The 16,605-nt window shown below is 69.2% G+C and carries 18 protein-coding genes; 14 read left to right on the top strand and 4 right to left on the bottom strand.

Annotation, left to right across the window (positions count from 1 at the left end; all coding sequences use genetic code 11):
* On the top strand, positions 1 to 870 hold an 870-nt coding region (locus tag Q0066_RS05710), incomplete at its 5' end, for a ribonuclease HI family protein (protein ID WP_298130959.1).
* A gap of 102 nt (positions 871 to 972) precedes the next feature.
* Here Q0066_RS05710 and Q0066_RS05705 read toward each other — a convergent pair.
* Complete coding sequence (locus Q0066_RS05705) at positions 973 to 1,401, bottom strand: pyridoxamine 5'-phosphate oxidase family protein (protein ID WP_298130957.1); 429 nt, start codon at positions 1,399 to 1,401, stop codon at positions 973 to 975.
* Between the two features lie 51 nt (positions 1,402 to 1,452).
* Here Q0066_RS05705 and rsmD point away from each other — a divergent pair, with 51 nt between their 5' ends.
* From rsmD to rnc, 6 genes are all read left to right on the top strand, one after another.
* Entirely contained in the window at positions 1,453 to 2,031 is a 579-nt protein-coding gene (rsmD, locus tag Q0066_RS05700; protein WP_298130955.1) for a 16S rRNA (guanine(966)-N(2))-methyltransferase RsmD, read from the top strand.
* A complete protein-coding gene (gene coaD / locus Q0066_RS05695) occupies positions 2,028 to 2,510 on the top strand; it encodes a pantetheine-phosphate adenylyltransferase (RefSeq protein WP_298130953.1) in 483 nt (160 codons plus the stop codon). The genes rsmD and coaD overlap by 4 nt, the downstream gene beginning before the upstream one ends.
* Positions 2,503 to 2,973, top strand: a complete 471-nt coding sequence (locus Q0066_RS05690; RefSeq protein ID WP_298130951.1) for a hypothetical protein — start codon at positions 2,503 to 2,505, stop codon at positions 2,971 to 2,973. The genes coaD and Q0066_RS05690 overlap by 8 nt, the downstream gene beginning before the upstream one ends.
* A gap of 104 nt (positions 2,974 to 3,077) precedes the next feature.
* Positions 3,078 to 3,662 carry a DUF177 domain-containing protein gene (locus Q0066_RS05685; protein ID WP_298130950.1) on the top strand — a complete coding sequence of 195 codons (585 nt, stop codon included), beginning with the start codon at positions 3,078 to 3,080 and terminating at the stop codon, positions 3,660 to 3,662.
* Between the two features lie 3 nt (positions 3,663 to 3,665).
* Positions 3,666 to 3,857, top strand: a complete 192-nt coding sequence (gene rpmF / locus Q0066_RS05680) for a 50S ribosomal protein L32 (RefSeq protein ID WP_298130948.1) — start codon at positions 3,666 to 3,668, stop codon at positions 3,855 to 3,857.
* Between the two features lie 11 nt (positions 3,858 to 3,868).
* On the top strand, positions 3,869 to 4,546 hold the full coding sequence (gene rnc, locus Q0066_RS05675) for a ribonuclease III (protein WP_298130946.1): 678 nt from the start codon (positions 3,869 to 3,871) through the stop codon (positions 4,544 to 4,546).
* Here the strand turns inward: rnc and Q0066_RS05670 are convergent.
* Entirely contained in the window at positions 4,536 to 5,144 is a 609-nt protein-coding gene (locus Q0066_RS05670; protein ID WP_298130944.1) for a TetR/AcrR family transcriptional regulator, read from the bottom strand. The genes rnc and Q0066_RS05670 overlap by 11 nt on opposite strands.
* 68 nt (positions 5,145 to 5,212) lie before the next feature.
* On the opposite strand from Q0066_RS05670, the gene Q0066_RS05665 reads away from it, so the two are divergent.
* The 6 genes from Q0066_RS05665 to ftsY all read left to right on the top strand — a co-directional run bounded on the left by Q0066_RS05665 (position 5,213) and on the right by ftsY (position 13,571).
* A complete protein-coding gene (locus Q0066_RS05665) occupies positions 5,213 to 6,487 on the top strand; it encodes an MFS transporter (RefSeq protein WP_298130942.1) in 1,275 nt (424 codons plus the stop codon).
* A gap of 27 nt (positions 6,488 to 6,514) precedes the next feature.
* Entirely contained in the window at positions 6,515 to 7,447 is a 933-nt protein-coding gene (gene mutM, locus Q0066_RS05660) for a bifunctional DNA-formamidopyrimidine glycosylase/DNA-(apurinic or apyrimidinic site) lyase (RefSeq protein ID WP_298130940.1), read from the top strand.
* Between the two features lie 228 nt (positions 7,448 to 7,675).
* Positions 7,676 to 8,242 (top strand): GtrA family protein, encoded by a 567-nt coding sequence (locus Q0066_RS05655; RefSeq protein WP_298130938.1) that lies wholly within the window; start codon positions 7,676 to 7,678, stop codon positions 8,240 to 8,242.
* Between the two features lie 5 nt (positions 8,243 to 8,247).
* Entirely contained in the window at positions 8,248 to 11,805 is a 3,558-nt protein-coding gene (gene smc, locus Q0066_RS05650; protein ID WP_298130937.1) for a chromosome segregation protein SMC, read from the top strand.
* A gap of 193 nt (positions 11,806 to 11,998) precedes the next feature.
* Positions 11,999 to 12,328, top strand: a complete 330-nt coding sequence (locus tag Q0066_RS05645; protein WP_298130935.1) for a hypothetical protein — start codon at positions 11,999 to 12,001, stop codon at positions 12,326 to 12,328.
* Positions 12,329 to 12,437: 109 nt separating this feature from the next.
* Positions 12,438 to 13,571, top strand: coding sequence for a signal recognition particle-docking protein FtsY (gene ftsY, locus Q0066_RS05640; RefSeq protein ID WP_298130933.1), 1,134 nt, complete (start codon positions 12,438 to 12,440; stop codon positions 13,569 to 13,571).
* 17 nt (positions 13,572 to 13,588) lie between these two features.
* On the opposite strand, the gene Q0066_RS05635 is transcribed toward ftsY, so the two are convergent.
* Positions 13,589 to 14,215 (bottom strand): hypothetical protein, encoded by a 627-nt coding sequence (locus Q0066_RS05635; protein WP_298130931.1) that lies wholly within the window; start codon positions 14,213 to 14,215, stop codon positions 13,589 to 13,591.
* 345 nt (positions 14,216 to 14,560) lie between these two features.
* On the opposite strand from Q0066_RS05635, the gene ffh reads away from it, so the two are divergent.
* Positions 14,561 to 16,153, top strand: a complete 1,593-nt coding sequence (gene ffh, locus Q0066_RS05630; RefSeq protein WP_298130929.1) for a signal recognition particle protein — start codon at positions 14,561 to 14,563, stop codon at positions 16,151 to 16,153.
* A 175-nt stretch (positions 16,154 to 16,328) separates the two neighbouring features.
* Here the strand turns inward: ffh and Q0066_RS05625 are convergent.
* A partial coding sequence (locus Q0066_RS05625) for a GNAT family N-acetyltransferase (RefSeq protein ID WP_298130928.1) occupies positions 16,329 to 16,605 on the bottom strand: 277 nt, incomplete at its 5' end.

Genomic DNA, 16,605 nt, shown 5'->3' with positions numbered 1-16,605 from the left:
GGCTCCGCCCTCGGTAACCCCGGCCCCGCCGGCTGGGCCTGGTACATCGACCCCGAACGCTGGGCCTGTGGGGGGTGGGCGCACGGCACCAACAACATGGGTGAGCTGACCGCCGTGCTCGACCTGCTGCGGCAGACGGCGGGCGTCGACGACGAGCTGCTCGTCTACTGCGACTCGATGTACGTGATCAACTCGCTGACCAAATGGATGCCGGGCTGGAAGCGCAAGGGCTGGCGCAAGGGCGATGGAAAGCCCGTGCTCAACGTCGAGATCATGAAGGAACTCGACGCGGCACTGGCCGGACGCCGGGTCACGTTCGAATGGGTGAAAGGGCACTCGGGACACCCGCTGAACGAGGAGGCCGACCGGCTGGCGAACGCCGCCGCCGTCGCGTTCAGCCAGGGCCTTACCCCGGACGCCGGGCCCGGGCTGGGGAAAGTCGTCGAAGCAGTACCGGCGAAGGCTACGGCGGTCATGGCGCCGGACGAGCCGGAGGACCTGTTCTCGGCGATGGCCGATCAACTGGAGCCTGAGCCGTCCGACATCGACCGGGTGATCGCCCTGGAAAGGTCCCTGCTGACCGATGAGGTCCGGGCCGATCCCGCGGCGGTGGCGGCCCTGCTGCACCCCGACTGGTGCGAGATCGGACAGTCCGGACGGTTATGGACCCGGTCGGAGATTCTCACCGAGATCGCGCCCCTACCCGCAGATGTCGATCTTGAGGTCATCGCCGCGGATCAGGTGGATGCTCGGACGATCCTGCTGGTCTGGCGCTCGGCTAGCGATCAGGGATCCGCCCTGCGCAGCTCACTATGGGTGAGGGGCCACGACTGGCGGCAACGCTTCCATCAGGGCACAGCCGAGCCCTGACCCTCGTTGGCCTGGCCCCGTCGCTCGCGCCTGTCGAAACCTCGGATGACGCCCTGACAAGGGGGTTTCGACAAGCCCAACCAGCGGCGACGCAGTGAGGAATCAGCCGCTGGTGTAATCCCGCTCGGGCTCCTCGCCGAAGACGAACCGGCGTCCGTCGATCTCGTCGACGTCGATGCGCACCACGTGGGTCTTCACCGAGGCCACCCATGGATGCAGTAGTTGTTCGATCCGGTCGCGCTCAGCCGGGTCCTCCACCTCAGCCGCCGTCCCTTTGGCCACCACGCTCCAGCCGGTGTCGGTGACCCAGCCGTCGGCCTGGAAGGCGACCCGTTCGTTCACCGTGACCTGCAACAGTTTCGAGCCTTCGGCGGTGCGGAAGATCACCGACGTGCCTTCGACGACGAAGTTGACCGGGAAGACGTCGGGCTGGCGGTTGATGACGGTGGCGAGTCGTCCGACCGGGGAACTCCGCAGCAGCTCCCACGCCTCCGCCTCGCTCAACCTGGTGACCGGAGATTGCTGTGTCATGCCCCATTGTCGCGCCTGGATGCGGCGTCCGCATGAGCTAGCGTCAACTCCATGTCGCGGATCATCGCCGGTAGCCGGAAGGGTCATCGGCTGCACACGCCCCCCGGCGACGGGACTCGTCCGACCTCCGATCGGGTGCGGGAAGCGGCGTTCGGCGTACTGGCCTCCGAGCTGGGCCGCGCCGGGGATGCCGCCGAGCAGCTCACCGGTTGCTCCTTCCTCGACCTGTACGCCGGTTCGGGTGCGGTGGGGCTGGAGGCGGCCAGTCGCGGGGCGCACTCGGTGGTCGCCGTCGAGCAGGATCGGCGTGCGGCTGAGGTGATCCGGCGCAACATCAGGGAGACCGGGCTGGGTGTGCGGGCGGTGGCCGCCAGTGTTGAGCGGTACCTGGCCGGGCCGCCCACCCCGTTCGACATCTGCTGGCTGGACCCGCCCTACCGGCTGCCGAACACCACGATCGAAGCAGTGCTCACCCACCTGCTCGACGGCTGGCTGGCTCCCGGCGCGCTCGTCGTCGTGGAACGCGCCCGACGCGACCAGCCGTTCGCCTGGCCGGATCGGTTGGGGGATCGCTGGGAACGTCGCTACGGTGAGACGACGCTGTTTCTCGCGACGGAAGGTGGCGAATGAGGGCCGTCTGCCCCGGATCGTTCGACCCGATCACCCATGGCCACCTGGACGTGATCCGGCGCGCCGGTGCCCTGTTCGACGAGGTGGTCGTCGCGGTCGGCCGGAACTCGGCCAAGAACTACCTGTTCGACACCGACGAACGGGTCGAGTTGGTGCGGGCCGCGGTGGGGGAGCAGCCCCGCGTCCGGGTCGAGGTGCTGTCGGGCCTGCTGGTCGACTTCTGTCGTGAGCAGGGGGCGGACGTGGTGGTCAAGGGCCTGCGGTTCGCGTCCGACTTCGACTTCGAACTGCAGATGGCGCACATCAATCATTCGCTCACCGGCTTGGAGACCGTACTGCTGCCGGCCTCGGCGCAGTGGGGCACGCTGTCGTCCACCATGGTCCGCGAGGTCGCCTCGCTGGGCGGGGACGTGCGGGCCTTCGTCCCGCCGCTGGTCGCCGAACGCATCGCACAGAAGAGGAGCCCCCATCATGGCTGAATCGTCCGCGGACCGGCTGAACGCATTGCAGCAACTGATCGAGCAGGGCAAAGCGGTGCCGATGTCGGCGTCCTGCATGATCAACCGCGCGGACGCGCTGGCGCTGGTCGCCGCCGTCCGCTCGGCTCTCACCGACGAACTGGACGCCGCACGGCTGGCCGCCGAGGCCAGCCCGCCGGTGCTGGAGCGGGCGAAGGCCGAGGCCGAGGAGGTCGTCCGGGCTGCGCAGCAGGAGGCGGAGCGGCTGGTCGAGGCCAGCGAGGTGCTGCAGGCGGCCCGGCAGCGTGCCGACGCGCTACGCGCCGAGACCGACGCCGAGGCCGAGGCGCTGCGCAAAGAGGCCGACGTCTACGTGGACGGCCGGATCGCCGCCATGGAGGCCGGCCTGCAGAAGACGCTCAGCCAAATCCAGACCATGCGGGCCCGGCTCGCCTCGCGTTCCGGCCTGGACGCCGACGCCTGACGCGTCCCCACCCCCAGCGCGGGGGGTGGAGCGTGCGGGGGACGGGTGAGAAGAACCGCCGATTGGCGCCGGCGAAGCGAGCCCGGTAAAGTCTCCCTTCGGTCATGACCATGTCACATCGCCACCTGAATCCCCGCTCCGGGCTCGTCATCGATACTCACGAGCTGGGACGACGAGTCGGCGCCATGAAGGAGATCCAGCGGATCGCCGAGGCGCCGGACGGCATCGGCACGGACGTGATCGGAGTACCACCCGGTTCCTCCATCGAGATTGAGCTTCGGCTCGAGTCGGTGGTGGAGGGGGTGCTGGTCACCGGAACCGCCGAGGTTACGTTGACGGGGCAGTGCGGACGCTGCCTGGAACCGATCTCCTTCGATGAGGAGATCGACCTCCAGGAGTTGTACCTCTATCCCGACAAGGAACCCGACGACGAAGAGGCCAGCCGCCTCGAGGACGATCTGCTCGACCTCGAGCCCCTGCTGCGGGACACGGTGGTGCTCGACCTGCCGTACACGCCCTTGTGCCGGCCGGACTGCGCAGGCTTGTGTCCCGACTGCGGGGCCAACCTGAACACAGACCCCGACCATGCACATGACGACCGGATCGACCCGCGCTGGGCCGGCCTGTCGGGCTGGACGGCAGACCCAGACGACGAAGACGAGGCCGCAATGGCCAGAAACAAGGAGTGAGCCGTGGCCGTTCCCAAACGGAAGATGTCCCGGAGCAACACCCGGCACCGCCGTTCCCAGTGGAAGGCGTCCGTGCCCACCCTGGTGACCTGCGCCAACGCCGCCTGCCGGGCCAAGCACCTGCCGCACACCGCGTGCCCGGAGTGTGGCCAGTACGGGCCTCGCGCCGCCCGCCGTCAGATTCTCGAACCCTGACACCGGCGGCGATGAGCCGCATCCACGACCTACTCGACGAGCTGGGGATCACGATCGATCCCCAGCTCTTCGAGCTTGCCTTGGTGCACCGCAGCTACTCCTACGAGAACGGCGCCATCCCGCACAACGAGCGGCTCGAGTTCCTCGGTGACGCCGTCCTCGGCGTGGTGATCACGGAGCACCTCTATCTACGGTTCCCCGACCTGCCCGAGGGACGGCTGGCGAAGCTGCGGGCCGCCGTGGTCAACGCCCATGCCCTCGCCGATGTGGCCCGCGGGCTCGAACTCGGCTCGCTGATCAAGCTGGGCAAGGGCGAGATCGCCACCGGCGGCGCCGACAAGTCCTCGATCCTCGCCGACGCCTTCGAAGCCGTCCTGGGGGCGCTGCACCTGTCGGCCGGACGTGACGCCGCCGACACCTTCGTCCACACCCTGTTCGATCCGCTGGTCGAGGCCGCCAACGGCCTCGGTGCCGGCCTGGACTGGAAGACCAGCCTCCAAGAGCTCTGCGCCCTGCGCGAGCTGGGTGTGCCCAGCTATGCGGTGACCGAATCCGGACCCGACCACGACAAGCGCTTCGAGGCCGTCGCCGTGATCGGCGCACGTACTTTCCCACCCGCGAGCGGCCGCTCCAAGAAGCAGGCCGAGCAGGGCGCCGCGCAAGCGGCCTTCGGGTCGCTCAGCGAGTAGCCGCTTCTGCCTCGTAGTGCTCCCAGCCCTGATCGAGGAGCCGGAATCCGGCTTCCAGCATGGGGACCGGATTCTCGCTGCCGCTCACCAGCAGCTGGATCTGCAGCACGAAGCGGGCGTAGGCCCGCACCTCGTCACTGGGTTCGGCTTGGCCGTGCTCGGCCGCGATCACCGCGGCCAGCGCGTCCTCGTGTCGTAGCCACATCCGGGCGGCATAGTCGCTGAGCGCCGGCGTCCGGTCGATGAAGTCCATGAACGCCCGGCGCTGTGCGCCGTCGTGGTCGAACGGCGGCAGCAGTTCTGCGCGGTAGTAGTCGAGCAGGGCGGCCGAGATCGACGTTCCTGCCGGGCGATCGCGCACCACCGCCACCAGCAACTCGCGCTGCTCGTCGTCCTCGTCGAAGACCAGCGCCTCCTTCTGCGGGAAGTGCGCGAAGACCGTCGTGGGTGACACGTCGGCCTTCTCGGCGACCTCGCGGATGCTCACATTGTCGAAGCCGCGCTCAAGGAAGAGCAGCGTGGCCGCGTTCGAGATCGCCTTGCGGGTGGCGGCCTTCTTCCGTTCGCGCCGGCCATGGGGAGATTGGATCGCAGTCACGCAATCACTATAGCGGTACGACTCCATAACTGGATTGACATCGAAACTGGTATCGGTACAGTTATGGTGTGACTTCAGTCAATCAACCGCCTCGGGCCGCAGGATCGCGCCGCGCCTGGGCGATGCTCATCGCGATCACCATGCTCAACGTCATCGGCATGACCGTCGTGCTGCCGGTGCTGCCCTTCGTCGTCGCACGCTATGTGCCCGACCAGTCCCATCTCGCGGTCTGGGTCGGCATCCTCGAAACCGTCAACGCCCTGTGCGCCTTCCTGGTCGCCCCGCTGTTCGGCGGCCTCTCCGACCGGTACGGACGCCGTCCGGTCATCGTGCTGGCGGCGTTCGGGGCGGCGATCGGTTTCGCCACCTTCGGCATCGGCGGCTCCATCTGGGTGCTGCTCGCCGGACGGATCATCCAGGGCGTCACCGCCGGCGATATGCCCGCCCTGTTCGCCTACGCCGCCGACATCACCCCGGCCGAGGAACGCGCCAAGCGGTTCGGTCTGCTCGGGGCACTCTCCGGCATCGGGTTCATGATCGGTCCGGCACTCGGCGGTCTGCTGGCCGCCATCGACATCGACCTGCCGGTCTTCGTCACCGCCGGGATCGCGCTGCTGGTCGCGGTACTGAGCTTCTTCTTCCTGCCCGAGAGCCTCAAGGCCGAGAACCGCACCGCGACGCTACAACTCGAAGAGCTGCACCCGATCAAGGTGTTCCGCAACGCCTTCGCGCGGCCCAACCTGCGGGGGCTGCTGATCGCGCTGGTCCTGATCGGGGTGCCGTTCTCGATGTTCGTGAACAACTTCAGCGTGCTCGCCATCGATGAGGTGCAGTGGAGCGCGACCCAGATCGGCCTGCTTACCGCGGCCATCGGCATCCTCGACATCATCATCCAGGGCGGACTGATGCAGCTGCTGCTGCCCCGGATCGGGGAGCGCGGCGTCATCATCGCCGGCGTGGTCACCCAGGCCGTCGGTCTGTTCGCGCTCGCCCTGGTCGGCTCGCTCTTCGCGCAGCCCTGGTTGTTGATCGTCGGCACGCTGGCCCTCGGCGCCGGCCAGGGGCCGGCGACGGCTGCGATGGACGGCATCATCTCCGTCCAGGCCGGCGACGACGAGCAAGGCTGGATCGCCGGCGTGATGCAGTCGCTGACCACCGGCGTCAACGTCATCGCGCCGGTGCTGGCCGGCGTGCTCTATGCGAGCCTCGCGCACTCCACGCCCTACTGGCTCGGCCTGGCGATGATGGTCGCCGCGGTGATCGTCCTCGGTCGAATCCCGTTCGCCAGCCCGTCGAAGCGGACGGCGTCCGAGCCGGACCTGGCGGCGACGACCGCCGAGTAGATCCCGGGCGGGTGACAGAATCGCCAGGTGCCCGAGCTTCCCGAAGTCGAAACCGTCCGAGCCGGCCTGGCAGGCATCGTCACCGGACGCCGCATCGAAGGGGTGACCGTGCTGCACCCTCGTCCGGTGCGCCGGCATCCCGGCGGTCCGGACGACTTCGCGACGACGCTGACCGGCCGCACCTTCATCGAACCCCGGCGCCGTGGCAAGTACCTGTGGTTGCCGTTCGCGGACGGCGACGCGCTGCTGGCACACCTCGGAATGAGCGGTCAGTTCCGCTTCGACGAGCCGGACGCGCCACTGCTGCCCAACACCCGGGTGCTGTTCGATCTGGGCCCGGACGCCGGCCCGGTGGTTGAGCCTGTCGAAACCACGTCGCCAGCCGACGCAACCAATGGGGTCTCGACAAGCTCGACCAGCGCGACGCAGCTCAGGTTCGTCGACCAGCGGATGTTCGGGGGGCTCTCGCTCAGTCCGGACGGCGCCGACCTGCCCGCTGAACTCAGCCATATCGGGCGCGACCCGTTCGACCCGCAGTTCGACCCCGCCGCTGCGGTTGCCCGGATCCGTGCCAAGCGCAGTGCGATCAAGCGGGTTCTGCTCGACCAGACCGTGGTCTCGGGCATCGGCAACATCTACGCCGACGAGGCGTTATGGCGGGCCAGGCTGCACTATGACCGCCCGGCCGACAGCCTCACCGCTGCGAAGGCCCGCGAACTGCTCGGTCATGCCCGAGACGTGATGGGGGATGCGCTGGCTCAGGGTGGCACGTCCTTCGACTCCCTCTACGTGAATGTCAACGGTTCCTCGGGCTATTTCGAGCGCTCCTTGGCCGCGTACGGCCGCGAGGGCCTGCCGTGTCTGCGTTGCGGACGCCCGATGGTGCGCGAGCCGTTCATGAACCGCTCGTCGTTCCGCTGCCCGAACTGCCAGCGCCGTCCGCGTCGTCGGAGTTCCTGAATCGTCCGCCCTGAATGAACTCAGGCCGCGATGACCGAGCCGGCAACTCTGATCGACGTCGCAACCACCGACGGGATGGCTTGTCGAGACTGTGCGCAAGCAGCATGGCGTGGACCCGGTCGCGGAGGCCGAGTTCGGCGTAGATAGTGCTGATGCAGGGCTGTAGAAGATGACGAAGACTGTGGCGCCGGTGCCGCCAGCGACATTGCGCGAGATAAGGTGCCCCTCGTGACTTCTGCCGGCCCCTGGTACCGCCGCTACGCCTATGTCGGTCGCCAGTTCGTGAAGTTCGGGCTGGTCGGCGGTGCCGGCGTGGTGGTGAACATGGTGGTCGCCATCGTGATGAACAAGCTCAACGGCGGCACGGTCAACGCGCAGAACATCCTGTTCAGCATTCCCGGCACGCCGTTCAACTTCCGCTTCACCATCCTGGTCTGGATCGTCGGCTTCCTGGTGGCGAACCTGTTCAACTTCCAGCTCAACCGGCACTGGACCTTCCGGGGCAGCGACAAAGCCCCCTGGATGACCGAGTTCCTGCCGTTCCTGGCCGTCGGTAGTGCCGCCGCCGCGATCGGCATCTTCATCAAGATCGGCTTCACCAACCCGACCTCGCCGTTCTATCTGCCCGAGCCGTGGTTCCACGAGAACGCCGGTCTGCAGTCGCGCGAGTACTGGGCGCAACTGCTCACCATCGTGATCACCACGCCGATCAACTTCCTGGTCAACAAGCTGTGGACGTTCCGGCACGTCCGCCGCCGTCACGCCGAGAACGAGACGGCCGCCGGCGTCCGGTAAGACCCATGCATCTGAAGTCGCTGACCCTGCGCGGATTCAAGTCGTTCGCGTCCACCACCACGCTGGCCTTCGAACCCGGCATCACCTGCGTCGTCGGACCCAACGGCTCAGGCAAGTCGAACGTGGTGGACGCGCTCAGCTGGGTGATGGGCGAGCAGGGCGCCAAGTCGCTGCGCGGCGGCAAGATGGAGGACGTCATCTTCGCCGGCACCTCCGGACGCGCCCCGCTCGGACGCGCCGAGGTGACCCTCACCATCGACAACACCGACGGCGCCCTGCCGATCGAGTACACCGAGGTGACGATCAGCCGGACGATGTTCCGCACCGGCGGCTCCGACTACAAGATCAACGGCAACAACGCCCGGCTGCTCGATGTGCAGGAGTTGCTCTCCGATTCCGGCATCGGACGCGAGATGCACGTCATCGTCGGCCAGGGCCAGCTGGATTCGATCCTTCAGGCCACCCCCGAGATCCGGCGCGGCTTCATCGAAGAGGCGGCCGGCGTCCTGAAGCACCGCAAGCGCAAAGAGAAGGCGCTGCGCAAACTCGAGGCGACCGGCACCAACCTGAACCGCCTCACCGACCTGCTCGCCGAGATCCGCCGTCAGCTCAAACCGCTCGGCCGGCAGGCAGAGGTGGCGCGCAAGGCGGCGGTGATCCAAGCCGAACTGCGCGACGCCAAGGCTCGGCTGATCGCCGACGACTATGTGCTCGCCACGCTGGCGCTGGAATCCGACCTGGCGGTCGAAGCCGACCTGAAGGCGCGCCGGGCCTCGCTGGAGGCGTCCCTGGAGGCGGCACGGGCGGCGGAAGCCGAAGCCGAGGTGGCCGCCCGGGAGGCGCTGCCCCGGCTGAACGCCGCCCAGGAGACCTGGTACGGGCTGGCCGGGCTGCGCGAGCGGCTGGCCTCGACGGTGACCATCGCGGGCGAGCGAGTGCGCAACGCCGAGTCCGCCGGCGACGGCGAACGTCCCGGCCGTGATCCGGAGCTGATCGAACGCGAGGCCGCCGAGGTCCGCAAGGCCGAGGAGGCGCTGCGGGTCGAGGTGACGAACGCCGGTCAGGCACTCACCGACGCCAGCGCCACGCTCAAGGAGACCGAGGCCGCGCACGAGCAGGCCGAACGCAGCTATGCGGCGCAACTGCGGGCGATCGCCGACCGGCGCGAGGGCCTGGCCAGGCTGACCGGCGAGGTGAACACGCTGCGCAGCCGGACCGAAGCGGCCGGTGCCGAGATCGAACGCCTCGGCGCAGCCCGCGACGACGCGCTGGGTCGAGCCGAGTCGGCCACCCGGTCTTTCGCCGCGCTGGAAACCCGGATCGCCGGGGTCAGCGACGGCGAGTCGGGCCTGGACGCCGCCTACGAGTCGGCGGCCGAACAGGTGGAGCAACTCGAGGCGGGCCTGGCCGAGATCCGCCAGGCCGAGGCCAGGGCGCAGACCGAACGGGCCACCCTGGCCGCCCGGCTGGACGCGCTCGCGCTCGGCCTGGAACGCAAGGACGCCTCGGCCGCGCTGATGGCGGCCGGTGACGCCGTGGGCGGGCTGCTCGGCTCGGTCTCCACCCTGATCGGCGTGCGCCCCGGCTACGAGGCGGCGATCTCGGCCGCCCTCGGCTCGGCTGCGGACGCCGTCGCCGTCGCCGGCCTGGACGCCGCACTCGGCGCCTTCGGGCACCTCAAGGCCGAGGACCTGGGCCGGGCCGGGCTGCTGCTCGGCGGGGCGTCCGCACCCGACGAGCAGGACTGGCCGGCGCTCCCGGACGGTGCGGTCTGGGCGATCGACACGGTCAGCTGCGCCGATGAGGTGCGGCCTGCGCTGGTCCGGCTGCTGCGCAAGGTGGCCGTGGTGGACGAGCTGCCGGCCGCCCGCGGGCTGGTCGCCGACCTGCCGGACGTCACGGCGGTGACAGCCGAGGGCGATGTGCTCAGCCAGTGGTTCGCCGCCGGCGGCTCGTCGGCGAAGCCGTCTCTGATCCAGGTGCAGGCCGCGGTCGACGAGGCCGAGGCGCGGCTGAGGGCCGTCCAAGCCGATCTGGAGCGTTCCCGGTTCGCGCTGGCCCAGGCGGAGGCCGAGCTGGCCGAGGCGCGCGAGCGGGCCGAGGCCGCGCTGGCCAGGCTGAACGAGTCGGACGCCGAACACGCCGCCCTCGCCGAGGAACTGGCTACGCTCAGCCAGACCACCCGGGCCGCGCGGGCCGAGGCGGAGCGGCTGGAGGCGTCCATCACCGCCGCCCAGGCGACCCGCGAGCAGAACCGCGCCGCGCTCGCCGCGCTGGAGCAGCGGCTCGAACTCGCCTCCGCACAGACCGAGGTGACCGAGGCCGACCCGTCCGAACGGGACCGGTTGAGTGAGGCGGAGCGGGCCGCCCGGGGCGCCGAGATGGAGGCCCGGCTGGCGCTGCGCACCATCGAGGAACGCGCCCGCGCCCTGGCCGGACGCGCCGACTCACTGACCCGCGCCGCCACCGCCGAGCGACAGGCCCGGGCCCGGGCCGCGGCCCGCCGGGAACAACTCCGCCGTGAGGCGGCCGACGCCCGTGCCGTGGCGCAGGCGGCCACCTGGCTGTTGAGCCGGATCGAGGAGTCCCAGCAGTTGGCCGCCGCCGAACGGACCGCCGCGGAGGCCGCCCGGCAGGCCGCCGAGACCGCGCTGACCGAAGCGCGACGCCGCGGTCGTGAACTGGCCAAGGAGTTCGAGGACCTGGTCGCCCACGTCCACCGCGACGAACTGGCCCGGGCCGAGCAGCGGCTGCGCGTCGAAGCGCTGGCCGAGCGGGCCCTGGTCGAGCTGGGCCTGGACGTCGACGTGCTGGTCGCCGAATACGGCCCCGACCAGCTGATTCCCGTGCTGACCAGGGCCGACGGTTCGGCACTTGGGCCTGAGGACGAGCGTCCCCAGCCGGTGCCGTTCGTCCGGGCCGAGCAGGAGAAGCGGCTGCGGGCCGCGGAGCGCAACCTCGGCGTCCTGGGCAAGGTGAACCCCTTGGCGCTGGAGGAGTTCGACGCGCTGCAGGAACGGCACGCCTTCCTCGCCGAGCAGCTGGACGACCTGCGCAAGACCCGGGCCGACCTGGCCGACATCATCGACCAGGTGGACGCCCGGGTGCAGGAAGTCTTCGCCGCCGCCTACGCCGACGTCGAAAAGGCCTTCGAGCATGCCTTCTCGCGACTCTTCCCGGGTGGCGAGGGACGCCTGGTGCTGACCGAGCCGGGGGAGTGGCTGACCACCGGTGTCGACGTCGAGGCGCGTCCGGCGGGCAAGAAGGTGAAGCGGCTGTCGCTGCTGTCCGGCGGCGAACGCTCCCTGGTGGCGGTGGCCTTCCTGGTCGCGCTGTTCAAAGCCCGGCCCAGCCCGTTCTACATCCTCGACGAGGTCGAAGCCGCCCTGGACGACACCAACCTCGGCAGGCTGCTGGAGATCTACGAGGAGCTGCGCGAGAACTCGCAGCTGCTGGTGATCACCCACCAGAAGCGCACCATGGAGATCGCCGACGCCCTGTACGGCGTCACCATGCGCTCCGACGGCGTCTCCGCGGTGATCAGTCAGCGCTTGCGCGACTGAACGCTGCGTCGGGTCGACCGGGTTGCTTCCTCCTACGGGCGTTACCCCTCTTTGGTGTGATTGCACCGGTTCAGACAGGCGCAATCACCGCGAAGGGTGGCAACGCCGAGGTGGCGGCCGTCCGTGGAACCCGATGCGGGAGTGAAGGCCGCGATGTTGCATACTGGAGCCATCCCGTCGGAAGGTTCTCAACGTGGCTGTCGCACTGCTGGTGATGGTGGTGATCCTCGCCATCGCTATCGCCGTCGTCGCGATTGTGGCCATGGGCATGCAGGGTGCGGGTCGTGAGAAGGCTCCCGAATTGGCCAATGTGATGGCCGAGACCGCCCGGCATCTCAACGGCGACGCCGAGCCGCCGCAGGGTCTGGTCGAGTTCTTCGAAGAGATCCCGTCCCGACGCGGCTCAGCCGGCTCTGCCACCTCACCCGGTTCCGTCGCCTCGCCCAGTTCGGCGACTTCGCCCGACTCTGCGAGTTCCGTGGATTCCGCGACCCCGGCGAAGTCGGCAGGTTCCGCCAACTGATCCCCAGGAGTCTTGCCGCACCTAGCAGCACGTCGCGGCATGCGCTCCGAAGAGATGCCGGCGCGAGAACTGCGCTCACCTCGTCCCCGACCACCCGTAGCATGAGCCGGTGGATTTGATCACCTGGCTCATCGTCGGCGTGCTGGCCCTCGCGGTCGTCGTCGCCGGCACCATGTTCCTGGCGCGCCGACGTGCGCTGCCGCCGGCCCCGAAAACCCCGGCTCTGCCGACCACCGAACCTGAGGCCGGTGCCGAACCCGGATCGGCAGCCGAGGACGCAGGGGAGAGCGCGACCGGCACCGCCACCCTGGAGCGGCCCGAGGCGCCGTCCACCCGGATGGCCCGGTTGCGCCGCCGGCTGGCCGGCAGCAACAACCCGCTGGCCCGTGGCCTGCTGTCGATCCTGTCCTCCGACCGGCTGGACGCCGACGTCTGGGACGACTTCGAAGCCACGCTGATCACCTCCGATCTCGGTGTCGGCCCCACCCAGGAGCTGACCGAGGCGCTGCGCCGTGAGTTGGTGGTGGACGGGGTCGGCGATCCCGCCCACGCCAAAGCGGTGCTGCGGCACGAACTGCTGAACCTGGTCGGCCCGAACATGGATCGGTCACTCAACCTGCAGGGCGAGGACGGCAAGCCTGCCGTCGTGCTGGTGGTGGGCGTCAACGGCACCGGCAAGACCACCACGATCGGCAAGCTGTCCCGGGTACTGGTGGCCGAGGACAAGTCGGTGGTGCTGGGCGCCGCCGACACTTTCCGGGCCGCCGCCGCTGAGCAGTTGCAGACCTGGGGCGATCGGGTCGGCGTCCCCACCGTCCGCGGTCCCGAGGGCGGTGACCCGGCCGCGGTGGCCTACCAGGCCGTCCAGCGCGGCATCGACGAGGGTGCCGACGTGGTGATCGTGGACACCGCCGGACGCCTGCACACCAAGACCGGCCTGATGGACGAGCTGGGCAAGATCAAGCGGGTCATCGAGAAGCTGGCCCCGGTCACCGAGGTGCTGCTGCTGCTCGACGCCACCACCGGGCAGAACGGCCTGATCCAGGCCCGGGTGTTCGCCGAGGTGGTGCAGATCACCGGCATCGTGCTGAGCAAGCTGGACGGCTCCGCCAAGGGCGGCATCGTCGTTCAGGTGCAGCGCGAACTCGGCGTCCCGGTCAAGCTGATCGGTCTCGGCGAGGGCGTGGACGACCTGGTGCCCTTCGAGGCCGAGGCGTTCGTGGACGCGCTGCTCAGCGAGTGAACCGCGTCCGAGTAGCTTCAGGGCTTGCGGCGTAGCAACAGCCAGGCGATCACGGCGGGCAACACGATCATCAGCAGGATGCCGATCACATATCCGGCGTTGTAGGCCGCGCTTCGGCCGAAGCTCAACCGTCCGTCGGCGAACTGGCTCATCGCGCTCAACGCGAACAGGCCAGCCAGGCCGGCGAGGATCCAGCCCACCACGCTCTTCCACACCGGACGGCGTGGTGCGGGCTGTGGCGCCCAGCCGCCCTGGCCGTAGGGCGTGGGCTGCCCGTACGGAGACTGTCCGGGCTGCATCGGCTGCCCGTACTGCGGCGCCTGGCCGTACTGGCCGTACTGAGGTGCCTGACCGTACTGCTGAGGCGGCTGCCCGTAGCTCTGGCCGTACTGCTGAGGAGCCTGCCCCACCGGACCGCTGGGCCGTCCGGTCGGAGGATATGGCTCGCTGTAGTGATAGCCGAAGGGCTCGGGGTTGGACTGACTCGGCTGGGGATCGCCGTAGCCCGGGTAGGTGTAGTCGGACGGCCCACTGGCGCCCTGGCCGTAGCCGTACGGCTGGGCGCCGGAATCACCGGAGAGGGGAGTGTCCTCCGGCTGGGCATCCCAGCGTCGCGGACCGTCGGGCGGCATCGGTTGGGACATGGAGGGCCTCCTTCGCGTCCGGTCAGTGTAGAGAGGCACGGGCCGAGTGACTGCTGAGGGAAGCGCTGATCATCGTCGCTTAGGGAAACGCTGATCAAGGCCTCTCCATCGTCATCTCGGACTTGATCCGGGATCTCTCCCGCCTGAGGTCCCGGGTCGGAGCCCGGGATGACGCGAATGACCAGCGCTTCCTTAGATGGGCGTGTGGTTCACAAAGGGGTTTCGACAAGCTCAACCAACGGTGGGGCGCATCGACTATCGACCGGATGGGCAAGACGGGGGCGAATGTCGTCCACGATCGAGCCGGTAGGATGTCCGGGATATCCGACTGCGTGAGGAAGTCCGTTGTTCGACACCCTGCAAGACCGCCTTTCCGAGGTCTTCAAGAACCTGCGCGGCAAGAGCCGGCTGTCCGAGGCCGACATCGACGCCACCGCGCGCGAGATCCGGCTGGCGCTGCTCGAGGCCGACGTCAACCTGGGCGTCGTCAAGGAGTTCATCGCCAACCTCAAGTCGCGCGCGCTGGGTGCCGAGGTGCACAAGGCGCTCAATCCGAGCCAGCAGATCATCAAGCTGGTCAACGAGGAACTGGTCGCGATCCTCGGTGGCGAGGCCCGCCCGCTGCGCTTCGCCAAGCGCCCGCCGACGGTGATCATGCTCGCCGGTCTGCAGGGCTCCGGTAAGACGACCCTGGCCGGCAAGCTCGGCCTGTGGCTCAAGGGGCAGGGCCATTCGCCGCTGCTGGTGGCCGCCGACCTGCAGCGCCCGAACGCGGTCAACCAGCTGCAGGTGGTGGGCGAGCGGGCCGGGGTGCACGTCTACGCGCCCGAGCCTGGCAATGGCGTCGGCGACCCGGTGCAGGTGGCGCGCACGTCGATCCTGCACGCGATGAGCAAGCTCTACGACGTGGTGATCGTCGACACCGCGGGCCGGTTGGGCATCGACGCCGAACTGATGCAGCAGGCGTCCGATATTCGCAGCGCGGTGAACCCGACCGAAGTGCTGTTCGTGGTCGACGCGATGATCGGCCAGGACGCGGTGAACACCGCCAACGCGTTCGCCGAGGGCGTCGGCTTCGACGGCGTCGTGCTGACCAAGCTGGACGGCGACGCCCGCGGTGGTGCCGCGCTGTCGATCGCCAAGGTGATCGGCAAGCCGATCATGTTCGCCTCCAACGGCGAGGGCTTGAAGGACTTCGACGCCTTCCACCCCGACCGGATGGCCTCCCGCATCCTCGGCATGGGCGACGTCCTCACCCTGATCGAGCAGGCCGAGAAGACCTTCGACGCCGAGCAGACCCAGAAGGCGGCCGAGAAGCTGCTGGGCGGGAAGGGCGAGTTCGGCCTGGACGACTTCCTGCAGCAGATGCAGGCCGTCCGCCGGATGGGTCCGCTGTCCAAGATCCTGGGCATGATGCCCGGGATGGGCCAGATGAAGGACCAGATCAACAACATCGACGAGCGCGAGATCGACCGGCTCGAGGCGATCATCAAGTCGATGACTCCGGCCGAGCGGGCCAACCCGAAGATCCTGGACGGCTCCCGCCGGACCCGGATCGCGAAGGGCTCCGGCACCACGGTCACCGACGTGAACAGCCTGGTCAACCGGTTCTTCGACGCCCGCAAGATGATGCAGCAGCTGGGTGGTCAGATGGGCGGCATGCCCGGTCTGCCCGGTGGCGGACGCCGCCAGCCGCAGCGCCAGGCCGCCAAGCCGAAGCGCGGCAAGGGCGTCTCCGGCAACCCGGCCAAGCGCGCCGCAGGCCCGGCCGCGCTCCCGGCCGCGCAGCAGCAGCCCGAGTGGAACCCCGCGGACGCCTTCGGCGTAGGTAGCGGCGGCAAGCCGTCCGATGCCGAGCTGGCGAAGGCGCTGGGCGACTTCCAGTTGCCCCCCGATCTGCAGAAGATGTTCAACCAGAAGAACCAGGGCCCCCGCTGACCCTCGCCCACCCGCTGGTCGAGCTTGTCGAGACCCCTTTCAACTGACTGACACCTTGGCGAGCCGCTGCCGCTCTGCAAAGCGCCAGTGGCTCCCGATGCTGTCAGTCAGTGGCGCAGTCCGGGCGACCGGTACGGAGGGACGGTTCTTTTCGTTCCGCCCCAGGCATGTGGCGTCAGCCGTCGGGGCTCACACTGACTGCAGCCTGGACGCCCGCCCTGACGAAGCCGAGCCGATGGGCCAGCCTGGCCGAAGCGTCGTTCCCCACCCGGCAGCGCCACTGCGCGAGCCGTCCGGTGGCGATCGCCTCAGTCACAGTTCGAGCCGCCGCGGCGTAGGCGAAGCCCCGGCCACGGTGCGCGGGGACGGCCAGCACACCCAGCTGGGCGAGTTCACCCCACTGCTCGTAGCCGGCAACGGCCGCTGTCGCTCCCGAATCGGTATGGCCGGCC

The sequence above is a fragment of the Micropruina sp. genome, assembly GCF_027492755.1.
Lineage (GTDB): Bacteria > Actinomycetota > Actinomycetes > Propionibacteriales > Propionibacteriaceae > Micropruina.
Note: the sequence above shows the minus strand (reverse complement) of the source record. Positions and strands in the feature narration are given on the sequence as shown.

Bases quoted from the DNA above. Each gene is read 5' to 3' on its own strand.
- smc (WP_298130937.1), top strand. From the start codon at position 8,248: ATGCATCTGAAGTCGCTGACCCTGCGCGGATTCAAGTCGTTCGCGTCC.
- Q0066_RS05690 (WP_298130951.1), top strand. From the start codon at position 2,503: ATGGCTGAATCGTCCGCGGACCGGCTGAACGCATTGCAGCAACTGATC.
- Q0066_RS05635 (WP_298130931.1), bottom strand. From the start codon at position 14,215: ATGTCCCAACCGATGCCGCCCGACGGTCCGCGACGCTGGGATGCCCAG.
- rnc (WP_298130946.1), top strand. From the start codon at position 3,869: ATGAGCCGCATCCACGACCTACTCGACGAGCTGGGGATCACGATCGAT.
- Q0066_RS05705 (WP_298130957.1), bottom strand. From the start codon at position 1,401: ATGACACAGCAATCTCCGGTCACCAGGTTGAGCGAGGCGGAGGCGTGG.
- rsmD (WP_298130955.1), top strand. From the start codon at position 1,453: ATGTCGCGGATCATCGCCGGTAGCCGGAAGGGTCATCGGCTGCACACG.
- coaD (WP_298130953.1), top strand. From the start codon at position 2,028: ATGAGGGCCGTCTGCCCCGGATCGTTCGACCCGATCACCCATGGCCAC.
- Q0066_RS05685 (WP_298130950.1), top strand. From the start codon at position 3,078: ATGACCATGTCACATCGCCACCTGAATCCCCGCTCCGGGCTCGTCATC.